The organism is Cytophagia bacterium CHB2 (assembly GCA_030263535.1).
GTDB lineage: Bacteria > Zhuqueibacterota > Zhuqueibacteria > Zhuqueibacterales > Zhuqueibacteraceae > Coneutiohabitans.
Genome location: SZPB01000007.1, coordinates 1 through 17,670, shown reverse-complemented (window position 1 = coordinate 17,670; position 17,670 = coordinate 1). Strand labels below are relative to the sequence as shown.

Sequence of the window (17,670 nt, the reverse complement as noted above, 5' to 3'; positions counted from 1 at the left end):
ATTAACGCTTTGCGTTCAAGCCTGACTTCACTTCTCAATTAAATCATGCAACTAAAATTCATCCGCGGTATGTGGGGCATGGAACAGCCCACGCTTGCGGCAAATCTGCAAATGATTAAAAACGGCGGCTTCGACGGCGTGGAAATGGGTGCGCCGGCTGATCCCGTGCAGCGCCAGGAACTGCAAACACTGCTGCGCGATCTGGATTTGTTGTTTGTCGCGCAGCAGTGGACAGAAGGCGCTACTCCCAAAGAACACGCACAGAGCTTTGAATTGCAGTACCGCCGCAATACCGAGTTGAATCCCGTTCTGGTCAATTCACACACCGGCAAGGACTACTTTACCACCGCCAACAATCTGTCAATTTGCTGGAAAGCTGCAGCGCTGGAGCAAGAACTCGGCTTCACTGTCACACACGAAATTCATCGCGGTAGAATGACATTCTCCACGACTGCGACCACGACGCTTTTGAAGAAAATGCCGGAGCTGAAACTCACGGCAGATTTTTCGCATTGGTGCTGCGTGCATGAATCCTATTTGCAGGATCAGGATGAAGCCATGCACGCCGCGATTGCGCACAGCCATCACATTCATGCGCGCGTCGGTTTTCCCGAAGGCCCGCAGGTCGCTGATCCCCGTGCGCCGGAGTGGGAGGGTGCGGTGAATTTCCACGTGCAATGGTGGCAAAAGATCGTTGATCATCATAAGCAGATCGGCACAAAAGTATTGACCATCTGCCCGGAATTCGGGCCGCCGGATTATATGATGACGATGCCCTATTCCCGGCAACCGGTTGCCGATTTGTGGGAGATCAATTGTTATATGAAAGATATGTTGAAGGAGCGGCTGCGGCATTAGCTTCGCAATTTATGGTAGTTTTTGTTTGCATATGGTGATTGTCATTCCGTAGGAATCTTGTGAAGCATTTGATCAGGGCTAAGTTTCACAGGATTCCTTCTGATGACGTACTCACACACTCAGAAAGCGCTATAATAATTGATATGCCAACATTTTCCACCCTTGATAAACTACGCCACGAACCGCCCGCACATGCGCGCGTGAACGTCAAGAATGGCTCACCGCGTTTGATCCTAAACGGCGAAGAAGTCTATCCCTTGCTGGCCTGGAGCTGGGGACTCGAACACAGCACGCCTTTTTTCAAACAAGCCGGCATTGATTTATTGCACCCCATTTTGGGCTTGAATGCCGCCTGGCCCGCGCCGGAGATTTATGATTGGTCGGAATACGATGCTTTGTTTGCGCGTTTGCTCGCCCAAAATCCTGAGGCGTTTTTCCTGCCGCGTATTTTGCTGGATGTGCCGGAGTGGTGGAAAGACGAACATGAAAGTGAGTTGATCGTTTGCGCGCTGCCCTTGCAGCCGGAAGATACCCGGCAATACCGCGCAGCGATACGCAGCGAAGAAGGCGGCTGGCTGTGGGGCATTCAATTGCGCGAACCTTCACTCGCTTCGGATATCTGGCGTGCGGACATGAAGAATTTGTTTCGCGCATTTTTGCAATACGTCGAAAACTCGCCGCTGCGCAGCCGCATTTTTGGCTATCAAATCGGTTGCGGCATTTATGGCGAATGGCATTATTTCATGTCCGAGTTTGTGCCGGATTTGAGCAAGCCCATGCAACAGAAGCTCGGATACATTCCTGATTTGGACGCGCGCGTGAAAACCACATTCGGCTTGCTGCGCAATCCCGAGCATGAGCAGCCGGTGATGGAATACTATCGCCGCTTTCATGAATTCAATGCGGATTTGTTGCTGCATTTCGCGCGCGTGGCCAAAGAAGAAACAAAAAATCGAGTACTCTGCGGCGCTTTTTATGGTTATCAACTCGAAAATGTGTGGATTCACGAAGGCGGCCATCTCGCTCCGGAGAAAATTCTGAATAGCCCGGATATTGATTTTCTCGCGAGTCCCTATTCTTATCAAACCACCAATCAAGAAGAGCGGCAATGGTGGGAACATGAAATCTATGACGAGGCCGGCAACTACCTCGGCCGCACGCGCGGCGTGGCCGGCGATGCGGGCTATCGCGTTTTGTTGGAATCTCTCAAGCGTCACGGCAAGCTTTACTTTGCGGAAATCGATCCCAGCACGTTTCTCGAACCGCCGCCCATCAATCCCGACGGCAGCGGCGGCACACAAGTGGAAAAAGAGCAGTGCATGATCGGCGGTGTGGGCTCGACTACGCTCGAGGGCACACGCCGCATTTTGCAGCGTGATCTTGGCCGCATGCTGGTGAGCGGCAACGGCGGCTGGTTGTTTGATTTCGGCCCGGTGTTGCGCACGCGCAAAAGCTGGTATGCCGATGAAAGAATCACTGCCGAAGTCGCGCGCTTAACCAAGCTCGGGGAACAGCGCGAGCGTTGGGACATGCGTTCGCGCGCGCAAATCGCCGCGGTTTACGAAGCTAAGAGCTTGTTCGCCACGCGCCATTGGCGCGCCGAAGCGCCGTATTCCAAAGGCGGCCAGTGCCTGGATTTTTTCACCCGCTGGTTTATGGATTCGCAGGCGCGCGCCTTGCACCGCCTGGGCGCTCCAATCGATTTTTTGTATCGCTTCGATCTCGAACCTGCTGATGCACGGAGATACCGTTTGTTGCTCATGATGAATTTGTTCTATCTCACCGATGATGAAATCGCAGGTTTGCACGCTGTGCTCAAAGACAGCAACGCCACCGTCGTTTGGTTTTATGCGCCGGGATTCGTTGCGCCGGACAAGCTGGATTTGGCGCGCATGAAAAAACTCGCGGGTTTTCGGTTCAGAATTTTAGAAACACCCGGCCCGATGCTGATTCGCAGCGATGTCGCCGGGCGTGAGCTTGTGTTTGGCGTGAAGAAAGAAGTATCCCCGCGTTTTGCCGTCGAAGACAATGGCGCAACAGCTTTGGGCGTTTGGCACGATACCCAGGAAATCGCGTTTGCGCGCAAATCTTATCAAGGCTGGCATTCGGTTTATGTTGGCGCTGCGCCGCTGCCGGTTGAAATATTACGCTGGCTTGCGCAGCAAGCGGGCGCAGATTTGTGGAGTACGCAACCGGATATCGTCATTGCCGCAGAAGATGTTGCCATGATTGTGGCAACTTCCGAGGGCGAACGCACGCTGTCTTTGCATAAACCCTTGACCGGCGTTGAAAGCGGGGAACGGCAGCGCGTTCTTCATCTGAAAATGGAACTGGGAGATGTGCGGCTTTTCATCGCGGCCGACTAACCCGAATGTCATTCTGAAAGAATCTTGTGAAGCATTGCAAGAATACGCGAACGAAACTTCGCCTCAGTGAATGCAAAAACTCCGCAACGCCCTGGCGCGCCGGCAAGCGCATCGCCGGGCAAAAATCCAGCTTTTTCAAAAAGCCTCGCGCGCACAAGCAAAGCGTATCATGCAGCTTGGCAAGCGGCCGATTGTGATTGGCGGTTGCGGCCGCTCAGGCACGACGCTGCTGCTTTCGATTTTATCGTGCCATCCCAGAATTTTCGCGATCGACATCGAAACCACGGCGCTGTGTCCGGACGGCTATGGCGCGGATGGCATGTACAATCGCAATCCGAACCTCGACATGCCTTTCAAGCTTGAAAAAATCTATGAGTATTTGCTCACTCATGAAATTCCTGTGCGCTGCACGCGTTGGTGCGAAAAAACGCCGCGCAATGTGATCTATTTCGAGCGCATTCTGCGGCATTTCGGCAAGGCGGCGCGCTTGATTCACCTTGTGCGCGATGGCCGCGACGTTGTCACCTCCGTGCATCCGCGCGATGCTTCACGTTATTGGGTCACGTCACATCGCTGGGTCATGGATGTCAGCGCGGGCCGGCGGTTGGAAAACCATTCGCAAGTGCTCACCATTCGATATGAAGATTTGGTGCGCAATTATGAAGTAAGCATGCGCCGCATTTGTGAGTTTATCGAAGAAGAATTCACTCCGGCGTTTCTCCACTATCCCGATTCTGCCCGCGTAAAAGAAAGCATTGCCTGGTTCAATCCGGCGCAAACCATGAATGACCGCTCGATTGGCCGCTGGCAGGAAAGCAAATTCCAGAATATTATTGCAGAATTATTGCACGAGCCGGGCGCGAAAGAATTGCTCAAGCACTATGGCTATCTCTCGTGAGGCGTGAGCGTTTGTGATGAAGATGAAAGATATGATGATGGATATGCTACAGCTTGCCGATCACACACCGCCCATGGGCGATTTGTTTTCACATCAACGCCTGGCGTTCACACGCGCGCTTTGGACGGAGCGGCTGCCCGGCGAAGCACAAGCCCCGCAGCGCCGCATTATTCACAGCCGCGTTTTGCAATGCCATGGCCCGGCGCGCTTGCAGCGCCTCGGTCTGCGGCCGGCGCAAGGTTATCACAAATGCGGCAGCTATCAAGATCTGGATTGGATTACGTCTTTTCGTTTGTTGGTTTGGCAGGAGGGCCAGTGGCGCGTGCATGTTCAAAACCAGGAAGTGGACGCTGCGCCGAATGGCAAAACTCAATGGTTCGACCTCAACGGAATTGCAACGTCCGCTGTGATCATCGAAGGCCGGCGCTCCGGCATTGACAATTGGTGGCCCTCCTGGAATCTAGTATCCGGTGCGTTCGTCTTGGAAGGAGAATTACGTTCTGATCTTGCGCCGCGACAGGAGCGCACGCTGGCGAGCGAATCGATTTCACTTACGCCCGCGCCCAAAGGCGTCACTGTGGAGAGCAGCGCCGGTGAAGTTCGCTTTCGCACTCGCTTTCTTCAAATTGGATTTTATTTGAATCGCGCCGGCTTTTCTTTTTTGGGCATAGATGAGTCGGGCCGCGGCAATACTGATGAGAACATTCTTTTTCTGCAAGCAGGCAGTTTTGCCCAGGGCGTGATGTTGCATCCCGTGGATTCATGGCCTCTGGCAGCGCCCATCTTGCGCTATGAGGTACAAGGCGCCACGCGCGTGCAAGGTAATCGCGTAACATATGACCTTGAAATTCCACAGGCCGGCCAACGCTATCACTTTGATTGGGAAATCGAAGAAGATCGTTTGATTCTGCATGCCACACGCAAGGCCACGCAGAGCGTGGCGGCCTGGCACAGCAGTGCGTGGTTCATAGGGTTGCGGCCAACGGTTTCGCCCGCGCATGTCATCGGCAAAATCACGCGCGCAGGTGAAACGGGGTTATTGGAATTGCCGCTGTTGCTGCACGCGCCGCGTTATGGCACGTTGCGCATCGAGACTTTGCAGGGCCAAGCCTTGTGGCGCGCGGATACGTACCGGCCCATGGATCTCACCACCAGCGAATTGAAACTCGGCGAACTTCCCCAGCCCGAAGGCCACTATCTTTTGCCCGCCGGCGCATTTGAATCAGTTGTACAATTCAAGCTGGCGCGGCCCGCGCTTCCTTTGGCTGCAAACACGCCGTCGCCAATCGCCGCGGCAATTCAAAAATGTGCTTTCACTGCTCTCACCTATCGCCCGGATACCGCCACGTTGAGCAATAATGGCGCTTCCATGCATTGTCCCATTTGCATGGATAACTGGTCGGCGATTACCACTCGCATGGGAAAGGTATTGCCTCATCTGCATGCCGTCGATTTACTGCGCGACTCGCTCGAGCGCTGGCTGGATGGCGCGCCGGGCTACTCCAGCGGCGCCATGCGGCAACACGGCGAGTTTCATCAAACCGAAGACGAATACTTGCTCACCGGCGCGGCCTGTTTGTTGGGACTCGGTGAATATCTGCAACATTCGGGCACGCCTGCCTGGGTGCAGGAGCATCGTGACGCCATTTCCCAGCAATTGCAGCTCATGTGCGCGCGTGATCTCGATCACGACGGTTTGATCGAAAGCCGCTATCGCACCGGCGTGAGCGGCGCCGGCCAGTGGAGCACGTGTTGGTTCGATGTGATTTCTTTCGGTTGGAAAGACGCCTTTTCGAATGCGATTCTTTATCGCGCACTGATGGTGCTTGCTGAAGTTTTTCCCAAATTGCAAGCGGCAGAACTTGCGGAAGGGTTGGCCGTGTGGGCGCGTGACTTACGGAAGAATTATCATGCCACGTTTTTCAATCCCCAAACCGGATGGCTCGCCGGTTGGCGCTGCGCCGAAAATAAACTGCACGATTACGCTTTTCTTTTTGTCAACGGCGCGGCTGTGAGTTGCGGCTTGTTGGATTATGATGTAGCGCGTGCTATCATCGCCCGGTTGTGGCAGGAAACCAAAAGAGTTGGTATGCCTGATCCGCGGCTTGGTTTGCCGGGCAATCTCTGGCACATTCCCGATGCCGATCTTGCCGATATTATGCAGGGTTATCCTCTGGGCTATTATCAAAACGGCGGCCGCACGCATGCGCAGACGCGGCATTTCGTCAATGCGCTTTACTGGGTCGGAATGAAAGATGAAGCTGATGAGCTGCTGTCTCGCCTGTGTGAAGGCCTGGCGCGCGGCCTGGTCTTTGGCGGCAACAAAACTGGCGTGGATTGGCGATTTTGGGATGATCGCCCCTGCGGTTATGAAGGTTTGTTGACCGATCAATTCGGCGTGCTGGCAACGGCACTAGAGCGCTTTCGCGAGTTCTGATAAAATCGCCGGAGCACAAAATCTGCAATCATCATCAAATGAATAGGCTCAGAGAATCATGCAAAAATTTTACGCAACATTACTGACTTTTATCTTCTTGCTCAGCACGACTATTTTCGGCCAGCAGCCTGCTGTTGACTTCCGCTACAGCCCGGCAACTTATCTGGCTGCTCTCTGCTTTCCTGATGATTGGCAAAAAAGCTTGATCAACGAGAAAGGGGAGCTGGCCTATGATTTCGGGCCGGGCCCGTATGCGAAGCCGCTCACCACCATCCGCATCGGCATCAAGGAAAAAGAATTGGCTTTGACGAAGCAGTATTTTGAAAATCCCCGCATTCCCATTGCGGTGACAGAGTGGGCCGGGGATGGCCTCACCATGCGGCAGGAGGCTTTTGCGCTTCTGCCGAATCCGCGCATTGCTGCCACGCCCGTTTCTTCCGCGCGCGTGAAAAGATTGAATGGCTTGAATGGCGCCGTGGGATGGGCCGCGCCCGAAGGTGTTGCCGATCCTGCTTTTCGCAATGCCGCGTGGGGCGTGAATCGCCCAATTCAATATCGCGTGCAAATTCAACCGGGAAGCAAGAAACGCGTCGCGCTCGGCATTTGTGAGCCTTACAAGCCCAGAGCTGGCATGCGCATTCTGGAATTGCGCGTAGAAGGCGCAGCTTTTCAAACGGTCGATCCCATGGCTGAGGGACGCAGAAATCTCCCGCAGGTATTTTTATTTGAAGCGCACGATGAAAACACCGACGGTGAACTTGCGATAGAAGTGCATGCGGCGCTTGCGAGTCCCGATCCCAATGTTTTTCTCAATGCCTTTTGGATTTTTTCTGCGGACGCGGCGGTTTCTACCGAACAAATTGTGAGCGGCGAGCTTTCCGCGCAAGCGGAGGTGTATTATCCCTGTGGCCTGGAAAACGAATCACACGCGCCCACCACGAGAATCGACGCCTTGCGCGCGACAATAGCCGGCGAGAGCGTGACGCCGGTCATCAAAATTCAATCTTCGCGCGATTTTGATTTTGACAAGGACACGGGCTTGCTCAAGTGGAATGGCAAGCCGTATTTGCTTTCCTCACCGCGCGCGATTTCCGCAAACTCCAACAACGGCGAGTGGCTGCTCGAACTTCCTGCTGGCGCCCGCCAAGTTGAGGGGATCGTTTTGCACGGCAATGCCGTAACCAGCGGCCTCGTGGGCATGCCGGATTTGCAAGCAGAACGGCAGCGTGTGATAAATTTCTGGGAACAGGAAGCACATGTGCCGCAGGGGCGAATTCACGTTCCCGATCGCGGCATACAATATTTGCTCGAAGCCAGTGCGCGCAACATGTATCAAATCCGCGAGGCTGTGGATGGCCGTTTGCAGTTTCAACCCGGGCCGAGCGTCTATCGCGGCATGTGGTTACATGACATGGTTTATGCTGTCGAAGCGGCGGCGTTTTTGGGCGATCTTGCCGGCGCGCGTGCGGTAGTGGAAAACGTGTTACGTTTGCAACAGCCCGATGGCCAGATTCGCGTGATGGCGCCGCATGTCATGTATCGCGAGACACCGCTGTTGGTTTACCTGGTATGCCGCTATGCGCAACTGGCGAATGATCCTGCGTGGCTCAACGCGCGCTGGCAGAACGTCACGCGTGGACTGGCCTGGATCGATGCCACGCGCCGTCAAACACTGGCAGACTCAAACGCTTCCTTTTTTGGTTTGATGCCGCCGAGTTTTACCGATGGCGGCATTCCTGGCATCAATGCTGAATACAGCGGCGTATATTGGTCGTTGATTGCGCTGCGCCAGGCGCGCGAGGCGGCAGTTTGGCTGGGACATGCCAACGAAGCGCGGCAATGGCAAATATTGTTCGATGAGTTCATGGCTTCTTTTCAGCGCGCGTATGAACGCGACAAACGCCAGGATGCGCACGGTCACTGGTACTTGCCGATGCGCGTGGCCGACACTTCCAAAACCGAGGCGCCACAGCGCGGCCAATGGGCGCCGCTGGAAGCCATCTTTCGCGGCGGCTTTCTTGAAGCAAAAAATGAGCTGGTTACCGGCACACTCGCCGTGCTCGACGATAGCTTGAAGCAGGGGCTTACGGTCAACACCGGATGGTTAATGAATGGCGTCTGGCCATTCTTTGATGCCCTGCGCGGCATGGCGCATCTTTGGTACGGCAATCGCGAGCAAGCCGTTGCGGCATTGTACGCGATCGCCAATCATGCTTCGCCTTTGGGAACCTGGGTGGAAGAGCAACATCCACAAGGTATCGGCAATCGCACTGCCGGCGATGCTTCCAATGCCAGCGCCAGCGCTTTTTATATCGCCTTGCTGCGCCGTATGCTGGTGTCGGAGCAGGGCGATCAACTCTCATTGCTTGCCGGTGTGCCGGCAGCATGGCTGGCGCCCAATGTAAAAATCGAACTCAACCAGGCGCCCACAGAATTCGGCCTGCTCTCGTTGCGCGCGCAGATTGCCGAAGATGGCCGCACCGCCTCAATTTTCATTGCCCGGCTGCGCAACGCAATAGCTCATAATAAGATGCTGCTTCACCTGCGAGCCTTCCGGCAACAAGGTTATGTGATGAAAGACGGCAAAGCTCTGCCTGATTACGTGCAACTCGATCCCACACAAGATACTACCATCGAGCTTACTCTCAAGAATAGATAGGACAGGATCAACACATGCCTCTCGGCCAACTTGAAACGCGCTGGCGCACGCTGGATGAACAAATCAAATCCTGGTGGGACGCCGACATACGGCGGGCGCGTGAACCGGAATTGCGCGATCCGGTGCTGAATCAGATTTGGTATGTGGATGAAGAACATCGCCAACGCGAGCAGCAGGAGGGAGAGGATGATGTTCCGACACTGTTGTATCTGCCGTTTCCCTTCATCTCTCCCGGCGGCAGCGGCGCCGCATTTCCGGAAATGTATTGCTGGGATACGTATTTCATCAATCTCGGCTTGGCTGCGCACGGAAGGTTTGAAATCATTCGCAATCACATTCTCAATCAGCTTTTCATCATCGAGCGTTACGGCTATCTACTCACCGGCAATCGCGTTTATTATTTGAGCCGCTCGCAGACGCCGCTGCATGCCTTGAGTGTGAAGCGGTATTATGAGCATCACCGCGATCGCGATTTGCTGGCGCGCGCGTATCCGGTTATGAAACGGGAGTATTACGAGTATTGGTGCGCCCCACATCATCAAACGCCCATCGGATTGACCACCAATCGTGATCTTTCTGATCCGGCGTTGGGCAGCGATCATCTCGAAAAATTCGGTTTGAGCGCCACGCGTTTGCGGCCGGAGCTGGCCGCAGAGGCTGAAGTAACCGATTTCACTGCGATCTTTGCAGGCGATATCCGCCAGTGTGTGCCGCTGCAAACCAATTGCGCCTTAGTGCGCCATGCCAACACTCTGGCCTGGATGGCCGCTGAAATTGGCTGGCAGGAAGAGTCGCGCACATGGCAGGCGGAAGCCGAACGCCGCGCCGAGCTGATTCGGGCGCATTGTTGGGACGAAGGTCAAGGCTTCTTTTTCGAATATCAATTCGAACAGCAAAAGCAATTGCCCTTTTGGTCATTGGCGGCATATTGGACCATGTGGGCCGGTGTGGCAACAACGGCGCAAGCAGAACAACTCGTGCAACATCTGGCGCGCTTCGAACACGAACACGGCTTGACGCAAACCGATCAACCATATGCCAGTCCGCATCCGGAATTCAGCGCGCTGCAATTCAGTTATCCCAATGGCTGGCCGCCGTTTCAAATCATGGTGATTGATGCTTTGGAAGTATATGGCTATATTGAAATCGCGCAGCGCCTGGCGTGCAAGTTTCTCCGGCTGCAGCTCGATTGGTTTGATCGTACCGGCGTGCTTTGGGAAAAGTATAATGTCGTCGCCGGTAATCTTGAATGCCCGCGCGAGCGCTATCCTGTGGTGCCGCTGCATGGCTGGTCGTCCACGGCGGTGGCGTATTTGGGCAGAAAGTTATTTAAAGTAATCTGAGTATATTAATTCTGCTTGCTGAGATAAATGCGAAAAAATCGATCATCGTTTTAAAAAACTGCGAAGCGGTGGAATGTTTATAGTGAATTCCATCCCATCATCCCTTTAAACTCCGGAGGAGTGATATAGGGTGGCTCGCAACGCGCTCGAAAACGCACCGATTGCCTACTCGGCCAAATCCGGTGCAAAATTGATGGAGTATCAATATGGAAAAGCGTAGATCACCGATGACGCCGCGCCAGCGCATTCTCACCGCGATGCGCCGGCAAATGCCCGATCATGTGCCTGTCATGCCCGATATTTCCAATATGATTCCCTGCCGGCTGCTCGGCAAACCGTTTTGGCAGATTTATTTGCATGAAGATCCTCCGCTGGATGAAGCCTACCTCAACGCGGTAAAGTACTTCGGTATTGATGGCTGGTACCTCTACGATAATTTGACCATGTATGAAGTTCCGAAGTGGCATGAGCGTATGCTCGCCTCTTCTGATGACGAATTGCAGGTTGAGCGTTGGTTCGACACGCCGTTCGGCCGCCTGGAGGAAGTTGTTTGCTATCCGGTGGCAGATCCGCCGTGGCACATGAGCGCCATGATCAAGGACATTGCCCAAGATTTTCCCAAGCTGAAATGGTACATGACGCAGCGCCCGCTGGAAGATCCCTGCAAGAATCGCGTGAAGATCGGCGAACAGGGCATCTACGGTTTGGGCTTCGAGACGTTTATGGGCTTTTGGGTGTGGGTGCGCGAGGGCGGTTCCATGCAGGCTCTGCGCGATTTCTATGAACAGCCGGAGATGATGCTACAGGTATTGAAATTCTATTTAGACTATGTTGATGAAACCTTGCGCCGCGTGTTGCCCGAGGGCCCTGATGAGATATTAATCAACGGTTCGGCGTCATCGCTCAGTTTAAGCTCACCCGCCATCTACCGACAATACGATTTGCCCATCATTCAACGCATCTCTTCGCTTTGCAAAGAGGCCGGCGTCATTTGCCATCAACACACGTGTGGCCGATCTCGTCTCATCGTTGAAATCAATTATAATGAAACCGACATCAACGTGATGGAGCCTTTGGAGCGCTCGCCGGGCGGTGATGTCGATCTCGCCGAAGTCAAACAACGCTTCGGAGACAAGCTTTGCCTGAAAGGCAATGTCAATACGTTTGAAACCATGCTCAATGGCACGGTCGCGGACGTCACCCGTGAAGCCAAGGCGTGTATCGACGCCGCGGCAACAGGTGGAGGATTCATTCTTGCGACGGGCGATCAATGCGGACGCGACACGCCCGATGATAATATTTTTGCATTGGTGGAAGTGGCGAAAACCTACGGGCGGTATGCTGCTTAAATGGGCATATCATCTCTGTCAAACTTGTTGGGAGTCTTATGATGAACGCTGCAACTGAACTAAAAGCAATAGCTGATTTGCTGCAGCAGGGTAATACTGCTGCCGTTAAGGATCTTCTGCAGAGACTTCTTGATAATGGCGTCACGCCGCAGACGATTTTGAATGAAGGCTTGATTGCCGGCATGTCGGTGGTCGGAGAGAAAATGCGTTGTGGTGAAATGTATCTCCCTGAAGTGTTGCAATGCGCCAGTGTTATGAAGACCGCGATGGAAGTTCTCAAGCCGCATTTGGTTGATAGCGGCGTGCAGCCTGTGGCGCGCGTCGTGCTCGGCACGGTAAAAGGCGACATGCACGACATCGGCAAGAATCTTGTCGGCATCATGTTGCGCGGCGCCGGATACGAAGTGATCGACATCGGCATCAACATGCCGCCGGAACAATTTATCAACGCGATTGCGCAACATCAGCCACAGATTGTGGGCATGTCCGCCATGCTGACCACCACGATGTTGCATATGAAAAAGACCATCGAGGCGATCGCTGCTGCGCAGCAACGCGAACAGGTGAAGATCATTGTGGGCGGCGCGCCAGTCTCGCGCGGCTTCGCTGAAGAAATCGGCGCTGACGGCTACGCCAAAGATGCCGTGACGGCAGTTGAGGAAGTCCAAGCCTTGCTTGCACTGCCGGCGTGAGGAGGAAGAACATGACCTCACGCGAACGAGTGCTTGCCGTGCTCGCCGGCGAAAAACCGGATCGAGTTCCGTTCAATGTTTTTGCGGGTTGGAATCCCGAGGTGCGCCGCAAAGTCGAGGCGCGTTATGGCAGCATTGAGTCTTTCAATGAACGGCATCGCATTGACATTGTCACCGGCGTTCTACCGCGCTTTCCCTTTGGCGGCGCTGAAAATCATGCGCGCATTCTGGATTTGGATCAATATCTCGAGTTTGAGCCGGACGCGCCCGATTCTCCCGGCATACTCACAACGCCCTGCGATGAAGTTCTTTCGGTAACCGTGGCGCAGGCGCTGAAGTCTCACGATTCCGATAAAGCCGTTTTCTGCCACGCTTGGGGTGTGTTTGAGCTGTCACAATTCTTGTTCGAGAAGAACATGCTGCCCGGTACCGAGCAAGCCTTGCTCAACATGGCAATGGAGCCCGAGAAGACAAAGCGCATGTTTTTCAAACTCGCGGCCTGGACCGCGGATTGTGTGGAGACAGCGGTGAAGGCGGGTGTTGATGCCATCGAGCTTTCCGATGATTGGGGCCAGCAAAAGACCATGCTGTTTAGTCCGGAAATGTGGTGGGACATGGTTTATCCGGCGATGAAGATCATTCTGGATCGCGCCCATGAGCTGCACGTGCCGGTGTTGTTGCACAGTGATGGAGACGTGACGCAGATTCTGGACGGCATCCTCAAACTCGGCGTGTCCGGGCTTCATCCCGTGCAAGAGTCTGCGGGCATGTCGCCCAAGCATGTGCGTGAGTTTTTCGGCAAAAAAGTCTGCCTCATGGGCGGACTCGATACGATCACCGCACTGCCGGTGATGAATGCCGCGGAAATCCGCCGCGAAGTCGAGCGCGTTTTTGCGCTGCTCAAAAATGACGGCGGTTTCATCTTCGCGGGGTCACACATGTTTCAGGATGACACACCGCTCGAAGTGATTGCCGCGGCTTATGAGCGCGCCGAAGAATTGGCAGTGTATTCGTGAAAACTGCCCGGTTTTCTTTGTGCTGATTTTTTGCATCCTACAGAATCTTCTGTTTGTGTGAGCCTGTCATCCAAAAGGGAGCTTGTGAATTATCAGGTGCAGTATATGTACTTCACAAGATTCCATACGGAATGACACCCTCTTCATACAAACATTAACCTCTGTAACTCAAATAGAGCTTCTATGTACATCCTCAACAATTCCTCACTCAAGGTTCATATCCTTGATCCGCTTGCTGATCAAGCCCGACTCGGCTGGCGCTTTTGCAGCGGTGGATACATTTATCAGGTTGAAGATGCACGCCATGGATTTTTGCTCAGCGGCCCGGAGTTTCCTGCAAAATATCCCGCTGTCGTGAATGGTCAAGGATTGCCCGAGGTATTTCAATTCACGCTATATCAAGATGAGCTTGAAATTGAAGAAAAAAGGCTCATTATCGGTGTAGGACTTGTCGATAAGCGCGACACAACGCGGCCATACAACCTTTTCAACAATGCACAGGTTCTATCCTTTTGTCAATGGCAAGTTAGGCAAAGCGACACGTATCTGCGCTTTGAGACAACGCAGTCTTTCAAGCAATGGTCGTTTCGCTTGATTCGGGAAGTCGGTCTGCACGAACGCAGCCTGCATTCGCGCACGACGCTGCAAAATCTCGGCGAGGCGCCTGTGCCTTTTCGCTGGTTCGCGCATCCCTTTTTTCCTTTGACGCAGGATTATCGTTGCTGCCGCGTGTCCGGGCTTGCTTTTTTGCCGGAGAATCCGGGATTTAAATTGGACAATGAAGGATATATCGTCATGAACGCCGAGCACAATTGGCAGGAGGGATGCTTTCTCAAATTTGCGCATTTGAATGGCGCGCATCTGGAAGCCTGGCTGCGCCACGATCAACTCGGCGAGATTCACACGCGTTGCGATTTCCCGCTTGCGGATGTGGCGATTTGGGCGAACGACAGAACCTTTTCATTCGAGCCGTTTCATCAACACACCGTGCTGCCGCAGGGCGAAAAGCATTGGGAAATCTCCTACCACTTTTGAGGCCGCATGCTCGACTCCATCAAGCAACTCAACTATCTCGATTACATTGTCGTTGTACTTTACATGCTCATGCTCAGCGGCGTGGGCATCTATCTCACCAAATTCAACAAAACCGTCGATGACTTTTTCAAAGGCGGCGGCAAAACGCCGTGGTGGATTGCCGGCCTTTCCACTTTTGTTTCCGGGTTTACGGCGTTCATGTTCGTGGCAGCGGCCGGGCATACTTACAAAAACGGCCTCTCGGCGATATTGCTTTTTACCTCGGCGTGCTGGGGCTATGCGCTGGGATATTTTATCTACGCCATTAAATGGCGGCGCGCCCGGCTGTCCTCGCCCATGGAGTTTTTGACCAAGCGCTTTTCTCAGGCGACGACGTATTGGTACACTTTGCTCTCGATCCCGCCGGCGATTTTGGGAATGGGATTGGGCATCTACACCTTGTGCATCTTTCTTTCAACCGCGCTCGGCCTGGGCAATTGGCAGCTCAACACCGGCTTGGTTACGCTGAGCGGCCTGGAAGTGACGATGCTGGTCACCGGCGTGGTTTTGTTGATCTACAACAGCGCCGGCGGCCTGTGGGGCGTGATGATTACCGATGTCATGCAATTTCTCGTGATCATCATCATGACGCTGATGATCTTTCCGCTGGCGTTCATGGCGCTCGGCAACGGCGAGGGTTTCGTGGCAGGAGTGCAAAGGCTCCTGACCGAAGCGCCGGAGGGTTATTTCAGTTTGGCGGATTTGGCGCGCCGGCCTGGATTTTATCTGGCATATCTCGTGAATATTTTCATCGGCTATAATGCCGCCTGGTTCATCGGACAGCGCTATGAAAGTGTTCCCTCCGAGCGCGATGCGCGCAAAATGGCGTTGCTGTGCAGCGCGCTCAGCTTTCTCCTGCCGCTGTTGTGGATCGCGCCGGCCATGGCTGCCCGTGTGCTGCTACCCTCGATGAAAGAGCTTTGGCCGCAACTTGCCGAACCGGCGGAAGCTTCGTTCGTTACGCTCTCGCTTATGTTGCTGCCCAACGGCATGATCGGCGTCACCATGTCGGCGCTGCTGGCCGCGACGACCAGCGCGGTCGATACCGGGTTGAATTATCTCGCCTCGATTCTGGTGCGCGATGTTTATCTGCGCCTCAAGAAAAATTTCAGCCGGCCGGAGCCTTCGCACAATCAGCAACTGCGCATGGGGCGTGTGATCGTGCTGGTGCTTGGCGCCATGGCCATTGCGTCGGCATTGATCGTGCAAAGAGCCAAGGGGGTTTTTGAATTTGCGTTAATGTATTATTCCTGGTTCACGCCTTCCATGCTCACACCGGTGATGCTGGGATTCATTTATACCAAGACGCCCTCCTGGTCCGCCATCGTCTCGGCGCTCACCGGGTTGTTGTTGGTGCTGGCATGCAACGTCGTCTTCGATTTTTCCACGCATCAATACGAAGCGAATATTTTTGTCGGCGTATTCGCCAGCGCGTTGATTTTTTTCCTTTCTTCGTTTTGGCGGGAACGCGACCCGCAGGCCGTCACGCGCATCAAGGATTTTGCGCAACAGTTGCAGACACCGGCCCTGGCCACGGAGCGGGGTTGGGACCCGAATACCATGCAATCTTACAAAGTGATTGGGGTGTTGACTGCGGCGGTTGGGATTGTGCTGATCCTGCTCACGTTTGTGCCGGCTTCCAGCGCAGCGCTTTGGCTGAATGCGATTGCCGGGTTCAGTTCGCTGGCAGTGGGACTCTTGATGGTGTGGTTTTTTAAGAGGAAAACAGGTTAAAAACCATCACCGCCCGGGCGGTTTGTAATGAAGGAAGAAGCTGCTTATTGAGCTTGTTGCGCTCTATGACTAACCGCCCGGGCGGTTAAAATATCAACCAGGAAATGGGCTATGCCTCGTCCCGTTCGCATCAGCACGATTCAATTGGTAACAGAAATTACCGGGCGTTCGTTTGCCGATAAACAAGCCAACAATCGTAAGCACATTAAGGCCATGTTAAAAATCGCCGGTGAACGCGCTTCTGATCTGGTCTTGTTCGGAGAATATGCCAATTTGCATCATCGCACGTGGTCGAGCAATCTGCGCGAGTATGTTCCGGAACCCATTCCGGGAACATTCACGCGCATGATCGCGCGTTATGCGAAGAAGTATCGCATGAACATTGTGATGCCGATGTTTGGCGAGTTCAACGGCATTTTGTCGAGTCATGCCGTTATCTGCGATCGCCAGGGCAGGATGGTCGGCTGTTATCAGAAAACGCATCCCACCATGCCTGAGCAAGAACTCGGCATAAAAGCGGGAAATGATCTGGCGGTTTATGATTTGGATTTTGGCAAGATTGGCGTCATGACGTGCATGGATATCGAGTATCCCGAAGTCGCTCAGATTCTCATGCTCAATGGCGCGGAGCTTCTTTTATTTCCTCACGTGCAGGCGGGTTGGGGAGAAGTGGATTGGGAAATCCGCTATCGCGCGCGCGCCATCGATACAGGATTGTATGTTGTTTCCGCATGTTATGGTTATCCAGAAGGCGAATGGAAACCCGGCATGATGATCGGCCGCAGCGGCATCGTCGGGCCGGATGGCTTGATTCTCGCGGACATGGGGCGCGGCATCGGCGTTTTGACGCATGAGATCGATTTATCACAAAAGCGTGTGACGCAATTCTTTTTCGAAGAGAAGTATGAGCGCACGCTGGCGGTGATCGCCTCGCGCCGGCCGGAGATTTATGGGGAGTTGGTTGAGTGCGCTTCTAAAGAAAAGGCTTTGCAGAAAATTGAGAGCAACAGGAAGAAACTGAAAGTGAAATCCTGACTGTTTCATTCCCAACCATATAAAAGATGAACCGCGATCGCATCGTGGCCGCTTTCAAGAAGAGTTTTCCCAAGTGGGAGGAAATGATTGGGAACAGTTTTTTGTCGGAGGAGAACAAAGCCGCTTATTGGGGTTTGGTTAGTCAGAGGCGAGAGATTTTGAGCTTTTGATGAAGAATTCGACAATTGTTTCGTCAGAAAATTTTCAGT

12 protein-coding genes are annotated in these 17,670 nt (G+C 53.8%); all 12 read left to right on the top strand.

The window, feature by feature from the left end; all coding sequences use genetic code 11:
* Nucleotides 1-45: 45 nt before the first annotated feature.
* Complete coding sequence (locus FBQ85_01715; protein ID MDL1873881.1) at nucleotides 46-858, top strand: sugar phosphate isomerase/epimerase; 813 nt, start codon at nucleotides 46-48, stop codon at nucleotides 856-858.
* A 143-nt stretch (nucleotides 859-1,001) separates the two neighbouring features.
* Nucleotides 1,002-3,224, top strand: coding sequence for a hypothetical protein (locus FBQ85_01710; protein MDL1873880.1), 2,223 nt, complete (start codon nucleotides 1,002-1,004; stop codon nucleotides 3,222-3,224).
* A gap of 70 nt (nucleotides 3,225-3,294) precedes the next feature.
* Nucleotides 3,295-4,122 carry a sulfotransferase gene (locus tag FBQ85_01705; GenBank protein MDL1873879.1) on the top strand — a complete coding sequence of 276 codons (828 nt, stop codon included), beginning with the start codon at nucleotides 3,295-3,297 and terminating at the stop codon, nucleotides 4,120-4,122.
* Between the two features lie 16 nt (nucleotides 4,123-4,138).
* The gene (locus tag FBQ85_01700; protein MDL1873878.1) at nucleotides 4,139-6,559 is read left to right on the top strand and encodes a hypothetical protein; all 2,421 of its coding nucleotides are present in this window, start codon (nucleotides 4,139-4,141) and stop codon (nucleotides 6,557-6,559) included.
* A 58-nt stretch (nucleotides 6,560-6,617) separates the two neighbouring features.
* Nucleotides 6,618-9,218, top strand: a complete 2,601-nt coding sequence (locus FBQ85_01695) for a hypothetical protein (GenBank protein MDL1873877.1) — start codon at nucleotides 6,618-6,620, stop codon at nucleotides 9,216-9,218.
* 14 nt (nucleotides 9,219-9,232) lie between these two features.
* Nucleotides 9,233-10,561 carry a hypothetical protein gene (locus FBQ85_01690; GenBank protein MDL1873876.1) on the top strand — a complete coding sequence of 443 codons (1,329 nt, stop codon included), beginning with the start codon at nucleotides 9,233-9,235 and terminating at the stop codon, nucleotides 10,559-10,561.
* A 206-nt stretch (nucleotides 10,562-10,767) separates the two neighbouring features.
* Nucleotides 10,768-11,910 (top strand): hypothetical protein, encoded by a 1,143-nt coding sequence (locus tag FBQ85_01685; protein ID MDL1873875.1) that lies wholly within the window; start codon nucleotides 10,768-10,770, stop codon nucleotides 11,908-11,910.
* A 41-nt stretch (nucleotides 11,911-11,951) separates the two neighbouring features.
* Nucleotides 11,952-12,602, top strand: a complete 651-nt coding sequence (locus tag FBQ85_01680; GenBank protein MDL1873874.1) for a cobalamin-binding protein — start codon at nucleotides 11,952-11,954, stop codon at nucleotides 12,600-12,602.
* Between the two features lie 11 nt (nucleotides 12,603-12,613).
* The gene (locus tag FBQ85_01675; protein ID MDL1873873.1) at nucleotides 12,614-13,618 is read left to right on the top strand and encodes a hypothetical protein; all 1,005 of its coding nucleotides are present in this window, start codon (nucleotides 12,614-12,616) and stop codon (nucleotides 13,616-13,618) included.
* A gap of 183 nt (nucleotides 13,619-13,801) precedes the next feature.
* Nucleotides 13,802-14,653 (top strand): hypothetical protein, encoded by an 852-nt coding sequence (locus tag FBQ85_01670; protein ID MDL1873872.1) that lies wholly within the window; start codon nucleotides 13,802-13,804, stop codon nucleotides 14,651-14,653.
* A gap of 6 nt (nucleotides 14,654-14,659) precedes the next feature.
* Nucleotides 14,660-16,426 carry a hypothetical protein gene (locus FBQ85_01665; protein ID MDL1873871.1) on the top strand — a complete coding sequence of 589 codons (1,767 nt, stop codon included), beginning with the start codon at nucleotides 14,660-14,662 and terminating at the stop codon, nucleotides 16,424-16,426.
* Between the two features lie 111 nt (nucleotides 16,427-16,537).
* Nucleotides 16,538-17,461 carry a carbon-nitrogen hydrolase family protein gene (locus FBQ85_01660; protein MDL1873870.1) on the top strand — a complete coding sequence of 308 codons (924 nt, stop codon included), beginning with the start codon at nucleotides 16,538-16,540 and terminating at the stop codon, nucleotides 17,459-17,461.
* Nucleotides 17,462-17,670 lie beyond the last annotated feature (209 nt).